Origin of the sequence: Nostoc sp. FACHB-280 (assembly GCF_014697615.1) — a bacterium.
In the GTDB taxonomy this organism is placed as follows: domain Bacteria; phylum Cyanobacteriota; class Cyanobacteriia; order Cyanobacteriales; family Nostocaceae; genus Nostoc_B.
Map to the genome: position 1 here is coordinate 69,873 of NZ_JACJSD010000028.1, position 17,120 is coordinate 86,992.

The following is a 17,120-nucleotide window of genomic DNA, read 5'->3' on the forward strand; positions in this document are numbered from 1 at the left end:
CTGCATTACTCAAAGTTGCGCTTAAACCATTTCAGCCATACACTTGGTCAAAGCTTGTGATCGAGTGCATTAACAATATTTGACCGAACTGGAGAGGCGATCGCATTCTAACTTCGGAGGTGCAATTGCCTTCATGATATTTCATTTGTAAAAGTTGCAATCAACAATTTTGCAGCAAAGCAAATTTGTAATAAACCCCATTGGACATACCTTGTTATTGTACAAGACTGCCCAATTGTGGTGCTTTTAGTGAGGTAAATGTGGGGATGATTGAGGTAAGACTGGGTGCAATAATCACAATTACATTGTTTATTTCACATGCCAAAGACAAATATTATTTTGTAATTCAACTTTTAGTTGATACAGAATTAGGGTGTGATTGGGGTAATTTGTTCATGATACAGGACGTAATTTAACCAGCGTGTGTTGAAGAAATTTTTAATACATTAATTTACTTAGAATCTACAGTTTTGGTTTGGTATTAGTGTTATAGAAGAAAATGATCGTAATGGTTTTTTCTCTACTTACTTTGTATGTAAAAAAACTGTTAACTCCTGTAAAGAAAATGTTTTGCACTACAGCATCATTCCTATTTCAGGTAAATTAGTAACAATAGGAAAAGTTAATAAAACATCAATATATATGCCTAAAATTAAGGAGAAAACAGACGTAAAAAAGATAGTAATTACGATTGATATGGGTGCAAGTAAAACTAAGGCTATCGTTCAGGAGTATCCAGAAGGAAAGCCTGTTGTTTTACTTTTAGACTCAGAAATAGCAGATGTTGCTAAAGCCTCAATTGAAAGCGTCCAACCTGAAGGTACTCCTGAATCTCGTGCTTGGGTAGGGATAGGCGATGAGTATTTCGCCTTGGGAGAACTTGCTCGTCGTCGGTTTGGGGGTATATCGCAACTGAGGGAGTTAAAGTATGAACTAGCAATCCCCAAAATTTGCGGTGCATTTTGGCTGGCTAAGGAGAAGTTGAATCTGGGTAATGATGTTGCAGCTTACTTGAGTGTCCTGCTGCCGCCGGGTGAAGTGCAAGACAAGGAACAGTTACAAATTCGGTTGAAGGATACGTTTCGGGGGTTTGATACACCAGCAGGTAAGATGCGGGTGAAAATGCTTCGTTATGATGCAGCTTCTGAGGGTAGTGGAATATTTCTCCACCGTAGGCGAACGCTTGGTGATCATGTACCTGTTTCGATGTATGTGATGCTTGGTTATCGCAACGCGAGTATTTTCACCTTTCGCAGTGGTTCGATTGGTGCAGGAATAACCAGCAATTTTGGTATGTCTTGGTTAGTAAATAATTTGATTTCCAAAACATCGGGACTAAGCCCTGATAATTCCAATATTATTGAGGTACTGATAGAAGCTGGAGCCAGTTGTGACCCCCAGGTGATGCAAAAACTCTCACGCAAGCGTAAAGTTGATGAGATTCAACTTGATGGAGAGTTGATGTCCAAAGCTTTATTACTTGCTAGAGACGAATATTGGCGTGCGATCGCCAGGTGGTTGCGCTCAAAGATGGATGAGGATATTGAAGAACTGGTATTTTGCGGAGGAACTGCGGATTACATTCGTCCTGAAATAGATGCTTACTTCCAGAAAGAGGGGATGAAAGTATCTTGGCACGCTAATATTTTTATACCTGATGAAATATCTTCTGGTATGGGCAATCGGATGGCGGATGTTTGGGCTTTCCACCAGCACATGATTATTCAGTTTGATAAGTTAACTGGTTATATACGCTCTGAAGTTGTACTGCTAACTAAATCTGTTGAAGGTAATACAAATAATGCAGGTGAAGAAGTCAAACGTAAGTATAACTTTACACCTTGTGAGCGGCCTAGTACCTTTATTGCTGTAAACGAGAATGTTTGATAGGTTCAGACAAAAATCAATGTAGTAAAAAAAGAATCAGCTAGAATGAAGTGCTGCATAAAATAGTACTTTCTAACTGATTCTTTGAGATTTTAGTATGGCTGTTGCTCTAGCATTTGGTAGCAATCAACATGAGAATTGGTAATTTCTGGAATGTGTTGAATTACAGAGTTAATTTGCTCCATGCCTGCATATTGTTGTTCTCGTCTTTTGCGGAGTTCCCATGATTTACGGTTATAAGCTAACAAGTCTTCCAAACTCATGTTGAATTTGTATTTGGCGAAATTCAATAATTGTTCTGTGGTGTAACGACAATCTTCAGGACGACCAAAACAGATTTCAAACTGAAGCTTAAAAGCTTTCCAATCGAAATTGTCAGACCCCAGTTGCCGTTGTGATTCGCGTCCGTAAAGGTCACGAATTGAATAGAAAATTGTGTTGTATTTACGCACGTCGAATGATTCAATCTTGAATTGTTCCATTGTTGAATCATCGACTGTAGCAGCTTGAGCTTTAGTAGATTTATTAGCAGCCATAGTTGTTTCCTTGATGAGTGTTTCGCTTTTAGCTGCGTCAGCATTAGTCAAAAAAATAAATCCCACTCTGTATGAGCGAGATTTTCTGTAAAATCAGATTATTTGTGATTATTTTGCTAATAAACGTTCGCGTTGTAGCCAAGTACGTTTGTTGACTTCAAGTAGTTCTTTTAAGCCTTTGTTGAAGTGCTTAATGGAATAGTCAACCATTTGTTGTACACTGTATTTGGGGTTGTCAACTGAGCCGAATGTAGCAATAAATCTGGCTTTAAAAGCATCCCATTGTGTTTTATTCCAGTTAGTCTGTGACTGTGCTTGGATAGTTTTACCCCAGGTTTCTTGTAGCCCGTAGTAGACTGCTTTAAACTTGCGCTCGTTGTAGTCAGCAATTTTGTAAATACCCATTGCGTTGTCATCAATTAAACTAACTTTTTTGATTTTAGTAGCCATAATTTTTATCTCCTATGTGAGAGTTACTTCTTAAGGATTTGAGCGTTAGCTATAGTGCTTTCTCTTCTTTATTTGGACGTAAGTCCGCGTAAAAAATGTCCTTTGAATCCATATCTTGAGCTAAAAGTTTATTTTATGATTCAAATCACAAAAAATAACAATCTTAAATTGGAAATGAATGCTAACGCCTCTGCTACTAAGCTAATCAGCAGTTAAGCTGCAATATAGCTAAAATTACCTTTATGTTTGATTTTCCGATGCCACTTAATAACTAACTCACCTTGATGCAATAGCTTATTTAGCAGTGACCTTAACTCATCTACTGATTTAAATAAGCGATGAGCAATATATTCCTTACATGAGTGCTAGACTAACTCGATAATGTTGTAATCAGGGCTGTAAGCAGGCAAAAACTCTAAAACAAAATTCGGAAACTCTTCAGATATTTTAGCTAGAACATCTTTGCTTTTATGAAAACTAGCATTATCTAAAATTAAAATAATTTTCGGACCATACTTAGGAAAATGTCTTTTATTATGTAGATCTGGTTTGAAGACCGTTGGAATATTACGGCTGTATCGATATTTCTAAAGAGCTTGCGGAAATAATTGATATACGATTGGCAGTTTGGCCGCACAGAGGTTGCCAGTGATTTCAAGATATTCCCTCCGCAAGATCACCAGTACGGATGCTTTTTTGGTAGAGACACACTCATCTTCTACCTCCTACGTGTGAAGTTAAGTTAATTTGCGTGCTAACCAATTTTTGGGTCTTGGAAACTTGATGTTGGTGTGTGGACTGGCAACTGGGGTGTGTCATCTCATTTAAGTTTAGAAAAGCAGCAGGAATTAACTCAGTGGAAACAGTGGAAACCTTCATAGGCTAAAATCTTGCTAAAGGAATGAAGACAAATAATCAAGTCGTTGCGCTCTGAATTCAAAATTATAATCAACAATAAGTATAAACTTTTGCTGTTAAATATCATGTTTGATTGAATGTTTTAGTTCTGGATAAAATATACAATTCTTAATAAAATATTCAAAAGTATTAGATAAAAAATTAACTTATTTACCTAGCAAGATAGAAGAAATATTTGCTGTTTTATGTTTTATTGGGAAATCAGGTTATTAATCAGTAATTTGTGCAGACATTGAGAGTTAATCAACAGAAAGTAAGTTGGGACAATAAAATCCAATTATCTGAACGATAAACCAATTAACTGAATATTGAGAAAAATAGTCATGTTAGATATTGATGAAATGAATTCAAAAGAAATACACGAGCTACTACACCAAGTAGGATACGGTCATCTTGGCTGTGTACATGAAGGTAAACCCTATGTGATACCAATGTATTATTATCTCGAAGAAGAGGACATCTACCTGTTTACAACAGTTGGGATGAAAACTCATGACATAGATGCGAATCCAGAAATCTGCCTACAGGTTGAAGAAATTAACGGGCCTCTGCATTGGCGTAGCATAATTGTGAATGGTCGAGCCTCACGCCTCACCGAACAACCAGACATCGATCGCGTAATGAACTTGATCAAAGAGCGCAATACAACGCTGTCACCCGCAATCAATCGAACTTGGATTGATGCTGAGGGACGTTCAGAAGCCATCGCCATCTACCGCATCCATAAGAGTGAAATAAGTGGACGAACCACTAATGGAATTAGCAGTCGCTAAGAACCACAATACTGTTTTTGATGTTTCATAGGAAAAAGCAGAATTATGGTTTCGACGGTAGATATTAATACCGTAGCTGGCTTATCTGAGCAAGAGGCGATCGCTCGGCTCAAAGATGAAGGCTACAATGAACTCCCCTCGGCTCGCTCTCGCACTATTTTATCGTTCGCTTGGGAAACCGTTCAAGATCCGATCTTCCTGTTGCTGGTCGGTGGTGGTATCATCTATTGGATTTTAGGCGACCTACAGGAATCCCTAATTTTACTGGGTTTTGTCTTCTTCATCACAGGAATTAGCCTTTACCAGGAAGGTAAAACCGAACACGCCCTAGAAGCCTTGCGCGATCTTTCCAGTCCTCGCGCCTTGGTGATTCGAGATGGTGAGCGAAAACGGATTGCGGGGCGAGAAGTTGTTAGGGGAGATATCTTAGTTCTAGCAGAAGGCGATCGCGTTTCTGCCGATGCAATGGTGTTATCTTGCACAAATTTTTCCACCGATGAGTCATTATTAACCGGGGAATCCCTACCAGTCCGTAAAATTGCTGCTGCCGGTACCGTGGAAATGGCACGTCCAGGGGGAGATGAGTTGCCCTTTGTATATTCCGGAACCTTGGTAGTTCAAGGACAGGGAATTGCTCAAGTCCAATCTGTGGGCGCTCAAACGGAGATGGGCAAGATTGGTAAGGCTTTGCAAAAAGTCAAGCCAGAACCGACTCCCCTACAACAGGAAATGACTCGGTTGGTGAGTCGCTTATTTGGCATCGCTTTATTGTTGTGTGTGGCGATTGTAGTGATTTATGGAATCACGCGAGGAGATTGGCTCAAAGGATTTCTTGCGGGTATTACCTTAGCGATGGCAATTTTGCCGAATGAATTTCCGGTTGTCGTGACGATTTTCTTAGCATTAGGAGCTTGGCGCATTTCTCAGAAACACGTCTTAGCTCGTCGCGCTTCCGCCGTGGAAACCTTGGGTTCTGCAACAGTTCTGTGTGTGGATAAAACTGGGACACTAACCCTGAATCAGATGGCTGTGCAACAGCTATTCGCATACAACCAGGCAGAAAACCCCCACCCATATAATTTGGAATTGCATTTAAGAGAGTTGCTCCCCGAAGCATTTCATGAATTAGTCGAGTTTTGCATTCTAGCGAGTCAGAGAGATCCCTTTGATCCAATGGAGAAAGCATTTAAGGAATTAGGAGATCGCTATCTGGCACATACTGAACATCTGCACAACGATTGGAAGCTGTTACGAGAATATCCGCTCTCACCGCAGCTATTGGCAATGTCTCACGTTTGGCAGTCAGCTGACGGACAACAGTATGAAATTGCTGCCAAAGGAGCGCCGGAAGCGATCGCGGATCTCTGTCATTTCACCCCCCAACAGCAGAAAATTCTTGCAGCCCAAATCAGTGAAATGGCAGATCAAGGATTGCGTGTATTAGGCGTTGCCAAAGCCTCTCTTGTTGATGCACCGCCCCCATTTTTACCACCTCATCCCTCGCTCAATCCGAATCATTTACCCGACGAGCAACATGACTTTCCTTTTCAATTTCTCGGATTAGTGGGACTGTCTGATCCAGTGCGTCCAAATGTTGCGGCGGCGATTCAAGAATGTTACACCGCAGGTATTCGAGTAGTCATGATTACGGGTGATTATCCAGGAACGGCTCAAACTATTGCCCGTCAGATTGGATTGATGCAAATGGGAGCTATTTTGACGGGAGCAGAATTGGATCTCATGAGTGACCTTGAACTCCAGGAGCGCATTCAAAGTACAAACATCTTTGCACGCGCTGTTCCCGAACAAAAACTGCGGTTAGTTAATGCTTTGAAATCCCAGGGTGAAGTCGTCGCCATGACTGGGGATGGTGTGAATGATGCCCCTGCTCTCAAATCTGCCCAAATCGGGATTGCAATGGGACAGCGAGGTACAGATGTGGCTCGTGAGTCGGCGGCGTTAGTGTTATTAGATGATGATTTTTCGTCAATCGTGCAAGCGGTGAAAATGGGACGGCGAATTTTTGATAATCTCCGCAAAGCAATGGCATATCTGCTAGCGATTCACATTCCCATTGCTGGGATGTCTTTAATTCCAGTCTTGTTTAAGTTGTCGTTAGTATTACTTCCCGTTCACGTTGCCTTTCTACATTTAATTATTGATCCAGCCTGCTCAATTGTTTTAGAAGCCGAACCCGCAGAAGCAACGGTGATGCAGCGTCCTCCCCGCAACCCCAAAGAACCATTATTTGGTAGGAAGACTTTGGCTTTGGCAGTGCTTCAAGGGGTAGGAATTTTAGCGATCGCTCTCGTCATCTTTGTCGTTGCACTATATCGCAGACAAGGCGAACTTGATGCCCGTGCTTTAACTTTTACGACGTTGATTTTGGCAAATTTAGGACTAATTTTGAGCGAAAGTTCTTCATCTCGCCTCAGCCTCAAAATACTGAAATCTCCCAATAATGCCCTTTGGTGGGTGATTGGTGGGGGACTGGTTTTTCTCGCGTTCGTGTTGTATGTTCCCTTCTTGCGTCAATTGTTTAGCTTCTCCTTCTTACACCCAATCGACCTGGCAATTTGTTTGGGCGGTGGGGCGATCGCTCTGCTTTGGTTTGAACAGTTAAAGTTTCTCAATCGACCCCAACGAGCTATTCAATCCAAATCAAGAAAACCTACCCCAGAAAATCTTTGATTCACCTTCCCCAACCCTCCACGTTTTGGAGCTTATCCAGCGATCAGGTGCTTCAGCAGATGCACTCTAAAACCTCTGGGTTAAGCCGTCAAGATGCCAAACAACGCCTAAGCGAGTTCGGCGCAAACAGCCTCAAACAAAAACACAAATCGAGCGCATGGATGCTGTTGCTCAATCAGTTCAAGAGTCCGATTATCTTGATTCTGATTTTTGCGGCGGTGCTATCGATTTTTCTGAAAGATCCGGCAGATGCCATAATCATTTTGACGATTGTCTTCATTAGTGGGTTATTAGGATTTTGGCAAGAGCGAGGAGCCTCGAACGCCGTCGAAAAACTATTGGCATTAGTGCAAGTTAAAGCAACTGTTTTAAGGGATGGTCAATCTCAAGAAATCCCCACTGAGGAAATAGTCAGGGGCGACATTGTGTTGCTGAGTGCAGGTAAAAATATTCCAGGTGACTGTCTAGTTTTAGAGTCGAAAGATTTATCGGTGGATGAGGCAGCACTCACAGGCGAAACCTATCCGGTTGACAAGCTCAGTGGCGTATTGCCTGCTGAAACTGGACTGGCCCAACGCACCAATTCCCTCTATATGGGAACTAATGTTATAAGTGGAACGGCGAAAGCAGTAGTCGTGCATACCGGAAAGGAAACTGAATTCGGCAAAGTATCGGAACGCCTGAAACTCAGACCGAGCGAAACGGAATTTGAAAGGGGACTGGGCAAGTTTGGCTACTTTCTCATGGAAGTAACGCTGATTTTGGTAGTGCTAATTTTTGTCGCCAACGTCTACCTCCATCGCCCAGTACTGGAATCCTTTCTGTTTTCGCTGGCGCTGGCAGTTGGTTTGACTCCCCAACTGCTACCGGCGATCGTCAGTGTTAATCTGGCTCGTGGTGCCAAGAAAATGGCGAAAAAGCAGGTGATTGTAAAGCGCTTACCTGCAATTGAAAACTTTGGCAGCATGAATGTGTTTTGCACCGATAAAACGGGGACGCTGACGGAAGGAGAGGTGAAAATTCACGCTGCGGTTGATGTAGAAGGTAAAGAAAGCGATCGCGTTCTACTTTACGCTTATTTGAATGCTGCATCTGAGTCAGGTTATGTCAATCCCATCGATGCAGCGATTCGCGAACACAAAACATTCGACATTTCTGGCTATCAAAAGCTAGATGAAGTGCCTTATGACTTTAACCGCAAACGTCTAAGTATTCTATTCAAAAAATCGGAAAATGCGGTCTTCTCCCAAGGGGAGACGCTAAAAGCGATAGCGCCAGCGTTAGCGACGGAGGAGCGTCTGGTGTCTCCCCAAGTAGAGCAATTTTCCAAGACAGAAAATACGCATTTAATTATCACGAAAGGCGCACTGAAAAATATTTTGGATGTTTGCTCAAATGTTGAGACTGTTGAGGGGAAAACAATCGACATTGTAAACCAGCAACAAAAACTCCACCAACAGGCTGAAGACTTGGGCAGTAGGGGATTTAGAACCTTGGGTGTGGCCTATCGTGATTTTAATCAAGATTCCTTCAGTAAAGACGATGAAACAAACATGACATTTCTCGGCTACCTTGCTCTGTTCGATCCACCAAAAGCTGGCATCGCTAACACCCTCAAAGAATTGGAACTGCTAGGAATCACCCCGAAGATGATTACTGGAGATAGCAAGGCAGTTGCGATGAGTATCATTCAGCAGGTAGGATTGCCTCAACCAAAGGCGTTGACAGGTTCCGAACTAGAAAAGCTCAGTGATGAAGCCTTGATGCATCGAGTACAGCAAACAAATGTCTTTGCTGAGGTAGAGCCAAACCAAAAAGAGCGCATCATCATCGCCCTCAAAAAAGCGGGGAATGTAGTCGGATATCTGGGAGACGGTATTAATGATGCCTCTGCGCTTCATGCGGCTGATGTTGGCATCTCCGTCGAGAGTGCAGTTGATGTCGCTAAAGAAGCTGCTGATATTGTGTTAATGGAAAAGGATTTGAATGTCCTCGTCGAAGGCGTAAAGGAAGGAAGGGTGACATTTGCCAACACTTTAAAATATGTATTTATGGCAACTAGCGCCAATTTTGGCAATATGTTTAGTATGGCGGGAATTTCTCTGTTTCTGCCCTTTTTGCCGCTCCTACCCAGCCAGATTTTGCTGACGAACTTACTAACTGATTTCCCAGAATTAACGATCGCCACAGATCGGGTAGATAGGGAGTTAGTCAACAAACCTCGCCGCATGGATATCAAGTTTATCCGCAACTTTATGATCGTCTTTGGTTTGTTGAGTTCAATATTTGATTATCTCACCTTTGGGGCGCTGCTGTTGCTGCTGCACGCTCAACCAGAACAGTTTAGAACAGGCTGGTTTTTGGAGTCTGTTATTTCTGCATCGCTGGTTGTGCTAGTCGTTCGTACTCGCCAATCGATTTTCAACAGTAAGCCAGGAAAATACTTGTTGATGGCAACGCTGGCGACTATCGGAGTGACAATCATCATGCCCTGGACACCGTTGGCAAGCCTATTCGGATTTCAACCATTGCCATTGAGTTTTGTGCTAGTTCTGGGGGCGATCGTGGTGTTCTACGTGACTGCGGCGGAGAATGTTAAACGAGTGTTTTACAGCCACGTAAAATTTTAGTCGTCAAGTGTACAGAGCATTCCTATTTCATTTACGCCAAGGGCTTGTAGAAAAAAGCTAAAAAGCTATTCATCTTCGTCTCCTGATGGTCGTTCGCTCTCACTTTGTTGGGTGTTCCACTCCAAAACAATACGTTCTAGCATTTCAGCCTGTGTACAGTTATTTACAGCAGCGTATTGCATAATTAGCTCTTTTACTTTAGGGCTAATCTGGCTTATATCTAGTGAGTTATTTCCTATGGTTTCCATGATGTTTTTAGAGAAGATTTAAGCGGTTCTGCTGTTTATTTTACTAACTGCTTCACCTAAAGCTTTTAGATATACAGACGCAAGAGCATTCAGCAATGCCAGTAAAAGTGAACCCTGGGATTTCTATTTTTTGATGAGACATAAGCGTTCTGATTGTTCGTATTAGTCCATAGCTATTTTTATAGTATATTCACTTCTCTAATAAGTACTAATTTCTCTATCATGACAACTAATTTATCCAGGTCAATTGGTTTGAGCAAATATCCTGCAAACTCTATCTTCAAAGTTTCTTGAATAGTACTTGTGGCAGATGTTGAAGTCAGAATAATTGGGATACAATTCCTATTAGATGCTTCTATAACCGTTAATTTGTTTAGCAAAGTATAAATACTTTCACCTAAGAATCTTATTTCACAGATTACAATGTGGGGGACGAACCAAGTCAGAGTTTCTAAAGCCTCCTTGATGGTGCCAGTTGCGATCACATTTGTGCCAAAATACTTGAGAAATAAGGTGTATAGCACTCCACTATCTAGATCATTGTCTACAACTATTATTTGCACATCTTTGAGTATTTCAACCTTGAAAAGAGAGGCAATAGTTAAATTCATAACAAAACCTGCGATTAAGATTTTAAGTGCAACGCGGGATTGAAAAAACTGGAACTACAAAGGTAAGAATTTAGGAGTCAAAATGGGCTACGCCCCGCTGCGCTAACAGTAGCCTGAATAGTTACAAAATCAGGATAAAATTTGATGAATCAACATACCAATCATCCTAAATTCCTTCTAAATTCTGACTTCTGTGTGGTGAATTATTGCCTTCAAAAGAGTATTAATAACTGGATGTTATGAATCAAAAGTAGGAGAGAATCACTTTAATGGTTCAGATGAAATATTATTGCTCCTATATTATGATTTGGTGTTGTTTGATTTTGTGAATTAGTTGATTAACTACGATACAAAACTTATTCAAAATCTTTTATTAGCAAAAACAAGTAGCTTCAATTTCCTGTCTGATAACGGCTATTACCCATTACATTCTGAAGGTAATTTCATAATTTGTTCAGTTTGGAATTTAATAACTTATAAGAAAAAATCCGCAATATCAAAGCCTTTAAAAATACTAGGTACTGTAGTCAGGAATTATCGCAATGAACCTAACTGATCGCCAAGATAGAGATTTTCTCAAATTTATAGGAAAATTGCCACCCCAAGACAATTACATCTCTGTTGAATCTTTTAATCAGGGCGCATGGTATTGGGTCGATAAAAACACCCCTTGCCTACAAATTGTTTCGCCCGATCCACACCCGTGGGGTCAGGAGTGGGTAATTTCACTTGTAGTAGATAGAGGGATGAAAAATCTCGTTGAATCACCTCCATTAAGTGTGAGCTTGCAACTTTCCCCTCTCCCACCCTTAGACAAGGCTACCTCTGTGGAAATAACTCGGCAGATAGAATATGGTAAGTTTGTCCACACGCAAGAGCAACTATATTACTTTGTGACATTTATTTGTCAAGGCGATGACTCTTTGGCAGAACATGAAAATCCACTGAGTGAATGGGTGACATATTTGTTTTATCCGAAGGCGAAACATTGAGAGGTAAAAAGATGCGATCGCATCTTTTTATTTATTAGAAAATATCGCGTGTTCAGCGATTCTTTAACCAAAAATAAATGAGTAGGATTCAGAATCTATGACTATTTCTCCTTCTAAGCCAAAGTCTTCAGATGTGAAACAAGACAAATCTGCCCCACTTAGTACTGAAGAACTGTATCAAATCAATGCTTACTGGCGTGCCTGTAACTATCTAGCTCTAGGTATGATCTATTTGCAAGATAATCCACTGCTCAAACAACCTCTCAAGCCAGGGCACATCAAAAATCGCCTGTTAGGGCACTGGGGTACAAGTCCCGGTTTAAGCTTTATTTACGTCCATCTCAACCGTTTAATCAAGAAATATGATTTGGATATGATTTACATCGCAGGCCCCGGTCATGGCGCTCCGGGCATCCTTGGGCCGACATACTTAGAAGGGACTTATTCTGAGGTTTATCCTGATAAGAGCGAGGATGAGGAAGGTATGCTGAAGTTTTTCCAGCAGTTCTCCTTTCCTGGTGGAATTGGTAGCCACTGCACACCGGAAACTCCTGGCTCGATTCACGAAGGCGGCGAGTTAGGTTACAGCCTCTCCCACGCTTACGGGGCTGCTTTCGATAATCCAGATTTGATTGTGACGGCAGTTGTTGGTGATGGTGAAGCAGAAACTGGGCCTCTGGCAACGGCTTGGCATTCCAATAAATTCATTAACCCCATTCGGGATGGTGCTGTTTTACCAATCTTGCATTTGAATGGCTACAAGATTGCTAACCCAACCATCCTAGCCCGCATCAGTCATGAGGAACTAGAGGACTTATTTAAGGGGTATGGCTATACACCGTACTTTGTGGAAGGGCATGATCCAGCGCAAGTGCATCAATTGATGGCAGCAACCTTAGAAACAGTGATTCTGGAAATCAAGAAAATTCAAACCGAAACTAGGACTTCGGGTGTTGCAAAACGTCCTCGTTGGCCGATGATTGTCCTTCACACCCCCAAAGGATGGACTGCGCCGGCAGAAATAGACGGTCATAAATTAGAGGGATTTTGGCGATCGCACCAAGTACCAATCACGGATGTAGCTAATAATCCTGACCATCTCAAGATTCTCGAACAATGGATGAAAAGTTACAAGCCAGAAGAATTATTTGATGACCATGGCAGTCTAATTCCCAAACTCAAAGAACTAGCTCCTACTGGTCATCGTCGCATCAGTGCCAATCCCATTGCTAATGGTGGACTTCTGCGGAAAGAATTGCGTCTACCCAACTTCCGCAACAATGCAGTTGAGGTATCTAAACCTGGTGCAGTTGAGGTGGAAAACACTAAGCCTCTAGGGAACTTCCTGCGAGATATCATGCGTAATAACATGACTAATTTCCGCATATTCGGCCCAGATGAAACCACCTCCAATCGACTCAGTGCTGTCTACGAAGTCAGCGAGAAAACCTGGTTGGCAGATATCCTCCCTGAAGATGCAGATTGTAGTGAACTATCTACCGACGGTCGGGTGATGGAAATGCTCAGTGAACACACCTTGTTCGGTTGGCTTGAGGGCTATCTCTTATCTGGGCGGCATGGTTTATTCCACAGCTATGAAGCTTTTGCTCACATTGTTGATTCTATGTTCAACCAGCACGCCAAGTGGCTGGAAATCAGCAAAAATGAAGTTTCTTGGCGATCGCCGATTTCTTCAGAAAATATCTTACTATCCTCTACTGTTTGGCGACAAGACAACAATGGCTTTAGCCACCAAGATCCAGGATTCATAGATTTGGTGACTAATAAGAGTGCCAATGTTACCCGGATTTATCTACCTCCCGATGCTAACACTCTACTTTCTGTAGCCAATCATTGCCTGCGTAGTACCAACTATGTCAACGTCATCGTTGCAGACAAGCAAAAACACCTCCAGTTTCTCAGCATAGAAGAAGCGATCGAGCATTGCATCAAAGGTATCGGCATCTGGGAATGGGCAAGCAACGACCATCATGGGCAAGAACCCGATCTTCCTGATGTCGTTATGGCATCTTGCGGAGATGTTGTGACGATGGAAGCCTTAGCTGCAACGGCCATCTTAAGAGATGAGTTTCCTGATCTCAAAGTGCGGTTTATTAATGTTGTTGATCTGTACAAGTTGCAACCAGATACAGAACATCCACATGGACTATCAGACTGGGATTTCGATAGTCTTTTTACCACAAATAAGCCTGTTATTTTCAACTTCCACGGCTATCCTTGGCTGATTCACAAACTTGCTTACCGTCGCACTAACCATGAAAATATTCATGTGCGTGGCTACAAGGAAAAGGGCAGCATTAACACACCACTTGAGTTAGCCATCAACAACCAAGTTGATCGGTTCAATCTGGTGATTGACGTGATTGATCGGGTTCCGAAGCTGGGTTCTGCTGCTGTCTATGTTAGAGAGCGCATGAAAAAAGAAATTATTGACAACCGCAATTATGCTCACAAGCACGGGATAGATAAGCCAGAAATCGTCAACTGGAAGTGGCCTTACTAAGTCTGTAAGTATTGGGCGCGCGTTACCATTTACCAGCATATCTGCATAATTTACCTGGCACTTAGCTCATATAAAGTGACTAATCAAACTAATGCTAAACAATTTTATGGCTACTAATAGTAGTACAGTAATTGATACTGAAACCGTTTTACGCACAGAAAACCTCAACGTTTATTACGGGAAGTTTCTCGCGTTGCAGAATATTTGCCTAAATATTTCCAAAAATCAGGTTACAGCTTTTATTGGCCCTTCTGGTTGTGGTAAAAGTACATTGCTACGATGCTATAACCGTCTCAACGACCTCATCAAGTCATTTCGAGCCGAAGGTAAAGTTTATTTTTACGATAAAAATTTGTATGCACCAGAAATTGATGCTGTAGAGGTGCGTCGTCGGATTGGGATGGTGTTTCAAAAAGCAAACCCATTTCCTAAATCAATTTATGACAATGTTGCTTTTGGAGCCAGAGTTTGCGGCTACAAAGATAACATGGATGAATTGGTAGAACGGAGTCTACGGCAATCAGCTTTATGGGATGAAGTTAAAGACAGACTGGGACAAAGTGCTTTAGCCTTATCTGGTGGTCAACAACAACGGTTGTGTATTGCGCGAGCGATCGCTGGACAACCAGAAGTTATACTTATGGATGAACCTTGTTCTGCCCTTGACCCCCTATCTACTTTGCGGGTTGAAGAATTGATTAACGAACTCAAAAAGCAATATACCATCGTCATTGTTACTCACAATATGCAACAAGCAGCACGAGTCTCTGACAAAACAGCTTTTTTCAACGTTAGCGTTACCCAAACAAGAGATCTTACTGGCTACTTGGTAGAGTACGACTCAACAAACGTGATTTTTAATCATCCTCAGCAGGAAGCCACAAAAGATTACGTCAGTGGTAGATTTGGTTAAATTTGGGTTTTGAGAGTCCAAGCTACCTTATAAACTCCACACTGATATCTGGAGAATTGTAGCAAAAACTGGCAAAATTTTGTAGGCTCTTAATTTTGACAAATGTATTTATCTATAGACATAGATAATCGATCAATAATTTATTCAAAAGCAATATTTTTTGATAAACTATTACTAATAGCAGATTCATTTATACTGATTTGTTGTAGTTATTTTGCTGAATTATCATGGTTATTTTCTAGTGTCGATGCTATTACATTACTGAAAATATAATTTTAGTTAATCAGTTTCAAATTATCGCCATAACATTTATTTTTTTAGTCTAAATTAGACAACTTATACGCTATTGAACGTTTTCTGAAACATGATTTGAAACAACAGCCTGTCATACTTGATATTGTTAAGAGATGACAAAAAATCTAGGGTAAATCACATGGCTGACATTGTAGATACCGCTGTTAAGGCTGGTTCTTTCGGTACTTTGGTTGCTGCTGTTAAGGCTGCTGGTCTGGTAGATACTCTCAAAGGTATTGGCCCATTCACCGTTTTTGCACCTACTGATGAAGCGTTTGCTAAACTTCCCGCAGGTACAGTAGATGCATTACTTAAGGACATTCCTAAACTGAAAAAAATCTTGACTTATCATGTCGTTTCTGGCAAGGTGCTAGCGGCTGATGTAGTTAAATTGAAATCAGCTAAAACGGTTGAAGGTGAAGATGTGAAAATTGACGCTTCACATGGTGTCAAGATAAATAATGCCACAGTCACAACACCAGATGTTGCGGCTGATAACGGCGTTATCCACATCATCGACACAGTTTTAATGCCTGCATAAGTAATTGCTGAGATAGTAATTACTTTTAGTCGATACATCACAACTACCAAGATGTATCAGACTTCTTATCAAAATCTGAATTAAACCAAAATTGACCTGAGTCGCACACAGATAAAATCTAAATTTATCTGTGTTTTTTGTGAAATCAACAGACAAATTCTATTGCCATTCTCTATCCTCAAGTTCCTTTTGAGGTAACAGTAAAGTTGCTTCAATTTCCTGCCTAATCACAGATGTCACCTCACAATTGCTATTCAAGCAATCGAGAAGTAGCTGATTGGCATCATAGTAGCGTTGCAGCACTTGCTGTTGCTGTTGACTAAATTGCCAATGGTGGTTAATGTTCCGATAATTATTGACCGTCATTTTTAATTGTTCAATCCAAGCTGAAGAGTGTGCGTGCCACCATACCTGAAATTTTTCTTGGTTTTGATTAGGGTTCGGCAATTGCTCCTGAAGTTGTTGCAAGGATTTATGGAGTCCAGCATCCAAAACAATGCTCAGAATGTTCGAGAGAGCATCTCCACAGGCGTGAGCATAGGCAAAATCTTGGCTGCGGTCGATCGCACATTCCAGCAGCAAGTTATCTAACACGGCATCCAGAAGCATTCCCTGGTCGAGGGTGCAGGCTAGGGTAAAGTGAGAAGCTATGTGAGGATTCCGGGCAAGGGCAAGGTAAAATGCACGGTTACTCGCAACTCTTGGTGGCGACGGGGTAGTAAGAGATTTTTGGCTTGCCCAAGTCAAAAATTCTTGGAGGTAAGGGTCTTGGGCAACTAGTGCATCAATGTGTTGCTTCATCAACTGCACCAGCCCGTCTGCACTCCGAAGCATGGCAGCTGTCAACAAGAAGATTTCGCGCCAGTGAGGGTCAGTGATGTGACTGACTAATCCTGCCAGAGCTTGCTCTAATGCCTGGAGGTTATGGCTGGCAACGATTTTTCTCGCCGTGAAGTATTCTTGAAACACCAGATAAGAGAAGGAAAAAATTCCCCGCGCCCGTTCTGTCAGTAGCCCATGTTGGGCTTCTATGGACTTGAGTACCGCTTCACTTTCTAATTGCAGTTCCTCTGGTTCCATTGCCACCTCAGAGAGATTGCGAATATAGTCAC

At 41.7% G+C, this 17,120-nt stretch carries 13 protein-coding genes and 1 pseudogene; 8 read left to right on the forward strand and 6 right to left on the reverse strand.

Going from position 1 to position 17,120, the window contains the following annotated elements; translation table 11 throughout:
• Positions 1-642: 642 nt before the first annotated feature.
• Positions 643-1,887, forward strand: a complete 1,245-nt coding sequence (locus H6G75_RS19965) for a ParM/StbA family protein (protein ID WP_190981734.1) — start codon at positions 643-645, stop codon at positions 1,885-1,887.
• Positions 1,888-1,979: 92 nt separating this feature from the next.
• On the opposite strand, the gene H6G75_RS19970 is transcribed toward H6G75_RS19965, so the two are convergent.
• The 3 genes and pseudogenes from H6G75_RS19970 to H6G75_RS19980 all read right to left on the reverse strand — a co-directional run.
• Positions 1,980-2,423 (reverse strand): hypothetical protein, encoded by a 444-nt coding sequence (locus H6G75_RS19970; protein WP_190981735.1) that lies wholly within the window; start codon positions 2,421-2,423, stop codon positions 1,980-1,982.
• 108 nt (positions 2,424-2,531) lie between these two features.
• A complete protein-coding gene (locus H6G75_RS19975) occupies positions 2,532-2,873 on the reverse strand; it encodes a hypothetical protein (RefSeq protein ID WP_190981736.1) in 342 nt (113 codons plus the stop codon).
• Between the two features lie 212 nt (positions 2,874-3,085).
• Positions 3,086-3,397, reverse strand: a pseudogene (locus tag H6G75_RS19980) (transposase); the annotation flags it as partial.
• Between the two features lie 735 nt (positions 3,398-4,132).
• On the opposite strand from H6G75_RS19980, the gene H6G75_RS19985 reads away from it, so the two are divergent.
• The 3 genes from H6G75_RS19985 to H6G75_RS19995 are packed head-to-tail and all read left to right on the forward strand — an operon-like array spanning position 4,133 to position 9,885.
• Positions 4,133-4,564 carry a pyridoxamine 5'-phosphate oxidase family protein gene (locus H6G75_RS19985; protein WP_242051588.1) on the forward strand — a complete coding sequence of 144 codons (432 nt, stop codon included), beginning with the start codon at positions 4,133-4,135 and terminating at the stop codon, positions 4,562-4,564.
• A 45-nt stretch (positions 4,565-4,609) separates the two neighbouring features.
• Positions 4,610-7,255: a cation-translocating P-type ATPase gene (locus H6G75_RS19990; protein WP_190981737.1), complete on the forward strand. Its 2,646-nt coding sequence runs from the start codon at positions 4,610-4,612 to the stop codon at positions 7,253-7,255.
• On the forward strand, positions 7,252-9,885 hold the full coding sequence (locus tag H6G75_RS19995) for an HAD-IC family P-type ATPase (protein WP_199337944.1): 2,634 nt from the start codon (positions 7,252-7,254) through the stop codon (positions 9,883-9,885). Before H6G75_RS19990 ends, H6G75_RS19995 begins: the two co-directional genes overlap by 4 nt.
• A gap of 65 nt (positions 9,886-9,950) precedes the next feature.
• Here H6G75_RS19995 and H6G75_RS20000 read toward each other — a convergent pair whose 3' ends face one another.
• Entirely contained in the window at positions 9,951-10,133 is a 183-nt protein-coding gene (locus H6G75_RS20000; protein ID WP_190981738.1) for a hypothetical protein, read from the reverse strand.
• Between the two features lie 179 nt (positions 10,134-10,312).
• On the reverse strand, positions 10,313-10,744 hold the full coding sequence (locus H6G75_RS20005; protein ID WP_190981739.1) for a response regulator: 432 nt from the start codon (positions 10,742-10,744) through the stop codon (positions 10,313-10,315).
• Between the two features lie 542 nt (positions 10,745-11,286).
• On the opposite strand from H6G75_RS20005, the gene H6G75_RS20010 reads away from it, so the two are divergent.
• The 4 genes from H6G75_RS20010 (at position 11,287) to H6G75_RS20025 (ending at position 16,008) form a co-directional block, all read left to right on the forward strand.
• Positions 11,287-11,736, forward strand: coding sequence for a hypothetical protein (locus tag H6G75_RS20010; RefSeq protein WP_190981740.1), 450 nt, complete (start codon positions 11,287-11,289; stop codon positions 11,734-11,736).
• A 97-nt stretch (positions 11,737-11,833) separates the two neighbouring features.
• Positions 11,834-14,260, forward strand: a complete 2,427-nt coding sequence (locus H6G75_RS20015; RefSeq protein ID WP_190981741.1) for a phosphoketolase — start codon at positions 11,834-11,836, stop codon at positions 14,258-14,260.
• 106 nt (positions 14,261-14,366) lie between these two features.
• Positions 14,367-15,173 (forward strand): phosphate ABC transporter ATP-binding protein PstB, encoded by an 807-nt coding sequence (gene pstB, locus H6G75_RS20020; RefSeq protein WP_190981742.1) that lies wholly within the window; start codon positions 14,367-14,369, stop codon positions 15,171-15,173.
• Positions 15,174-15,606: 433 nt separating this feature from the next.
• Positions 15,607-16,008: a fasciclin domain-containing protein gene (locus H6G75_RS20025; RefSeq protein ID WP_190586542.1), complete on the forward strand. Its 402-nt coding sequence runs from the start codon at positions 15,607-15,609 to the stop codon at positions 16,006-16,008.
• Positions 16,009-16,167: 159 nt separating this feature from the next.
• Here H6G75_RS20025 and H6G75_RS20030 read toward each other — a convergent pair.
• Positions 16,168-17,120 (reverse strand): NACHT domain-containing protein (locus H6G75_RS20030; RefSeq protein ID WP_397332382.1); only part of this gene is annotated, 953 nt, incomplete at its 5' end.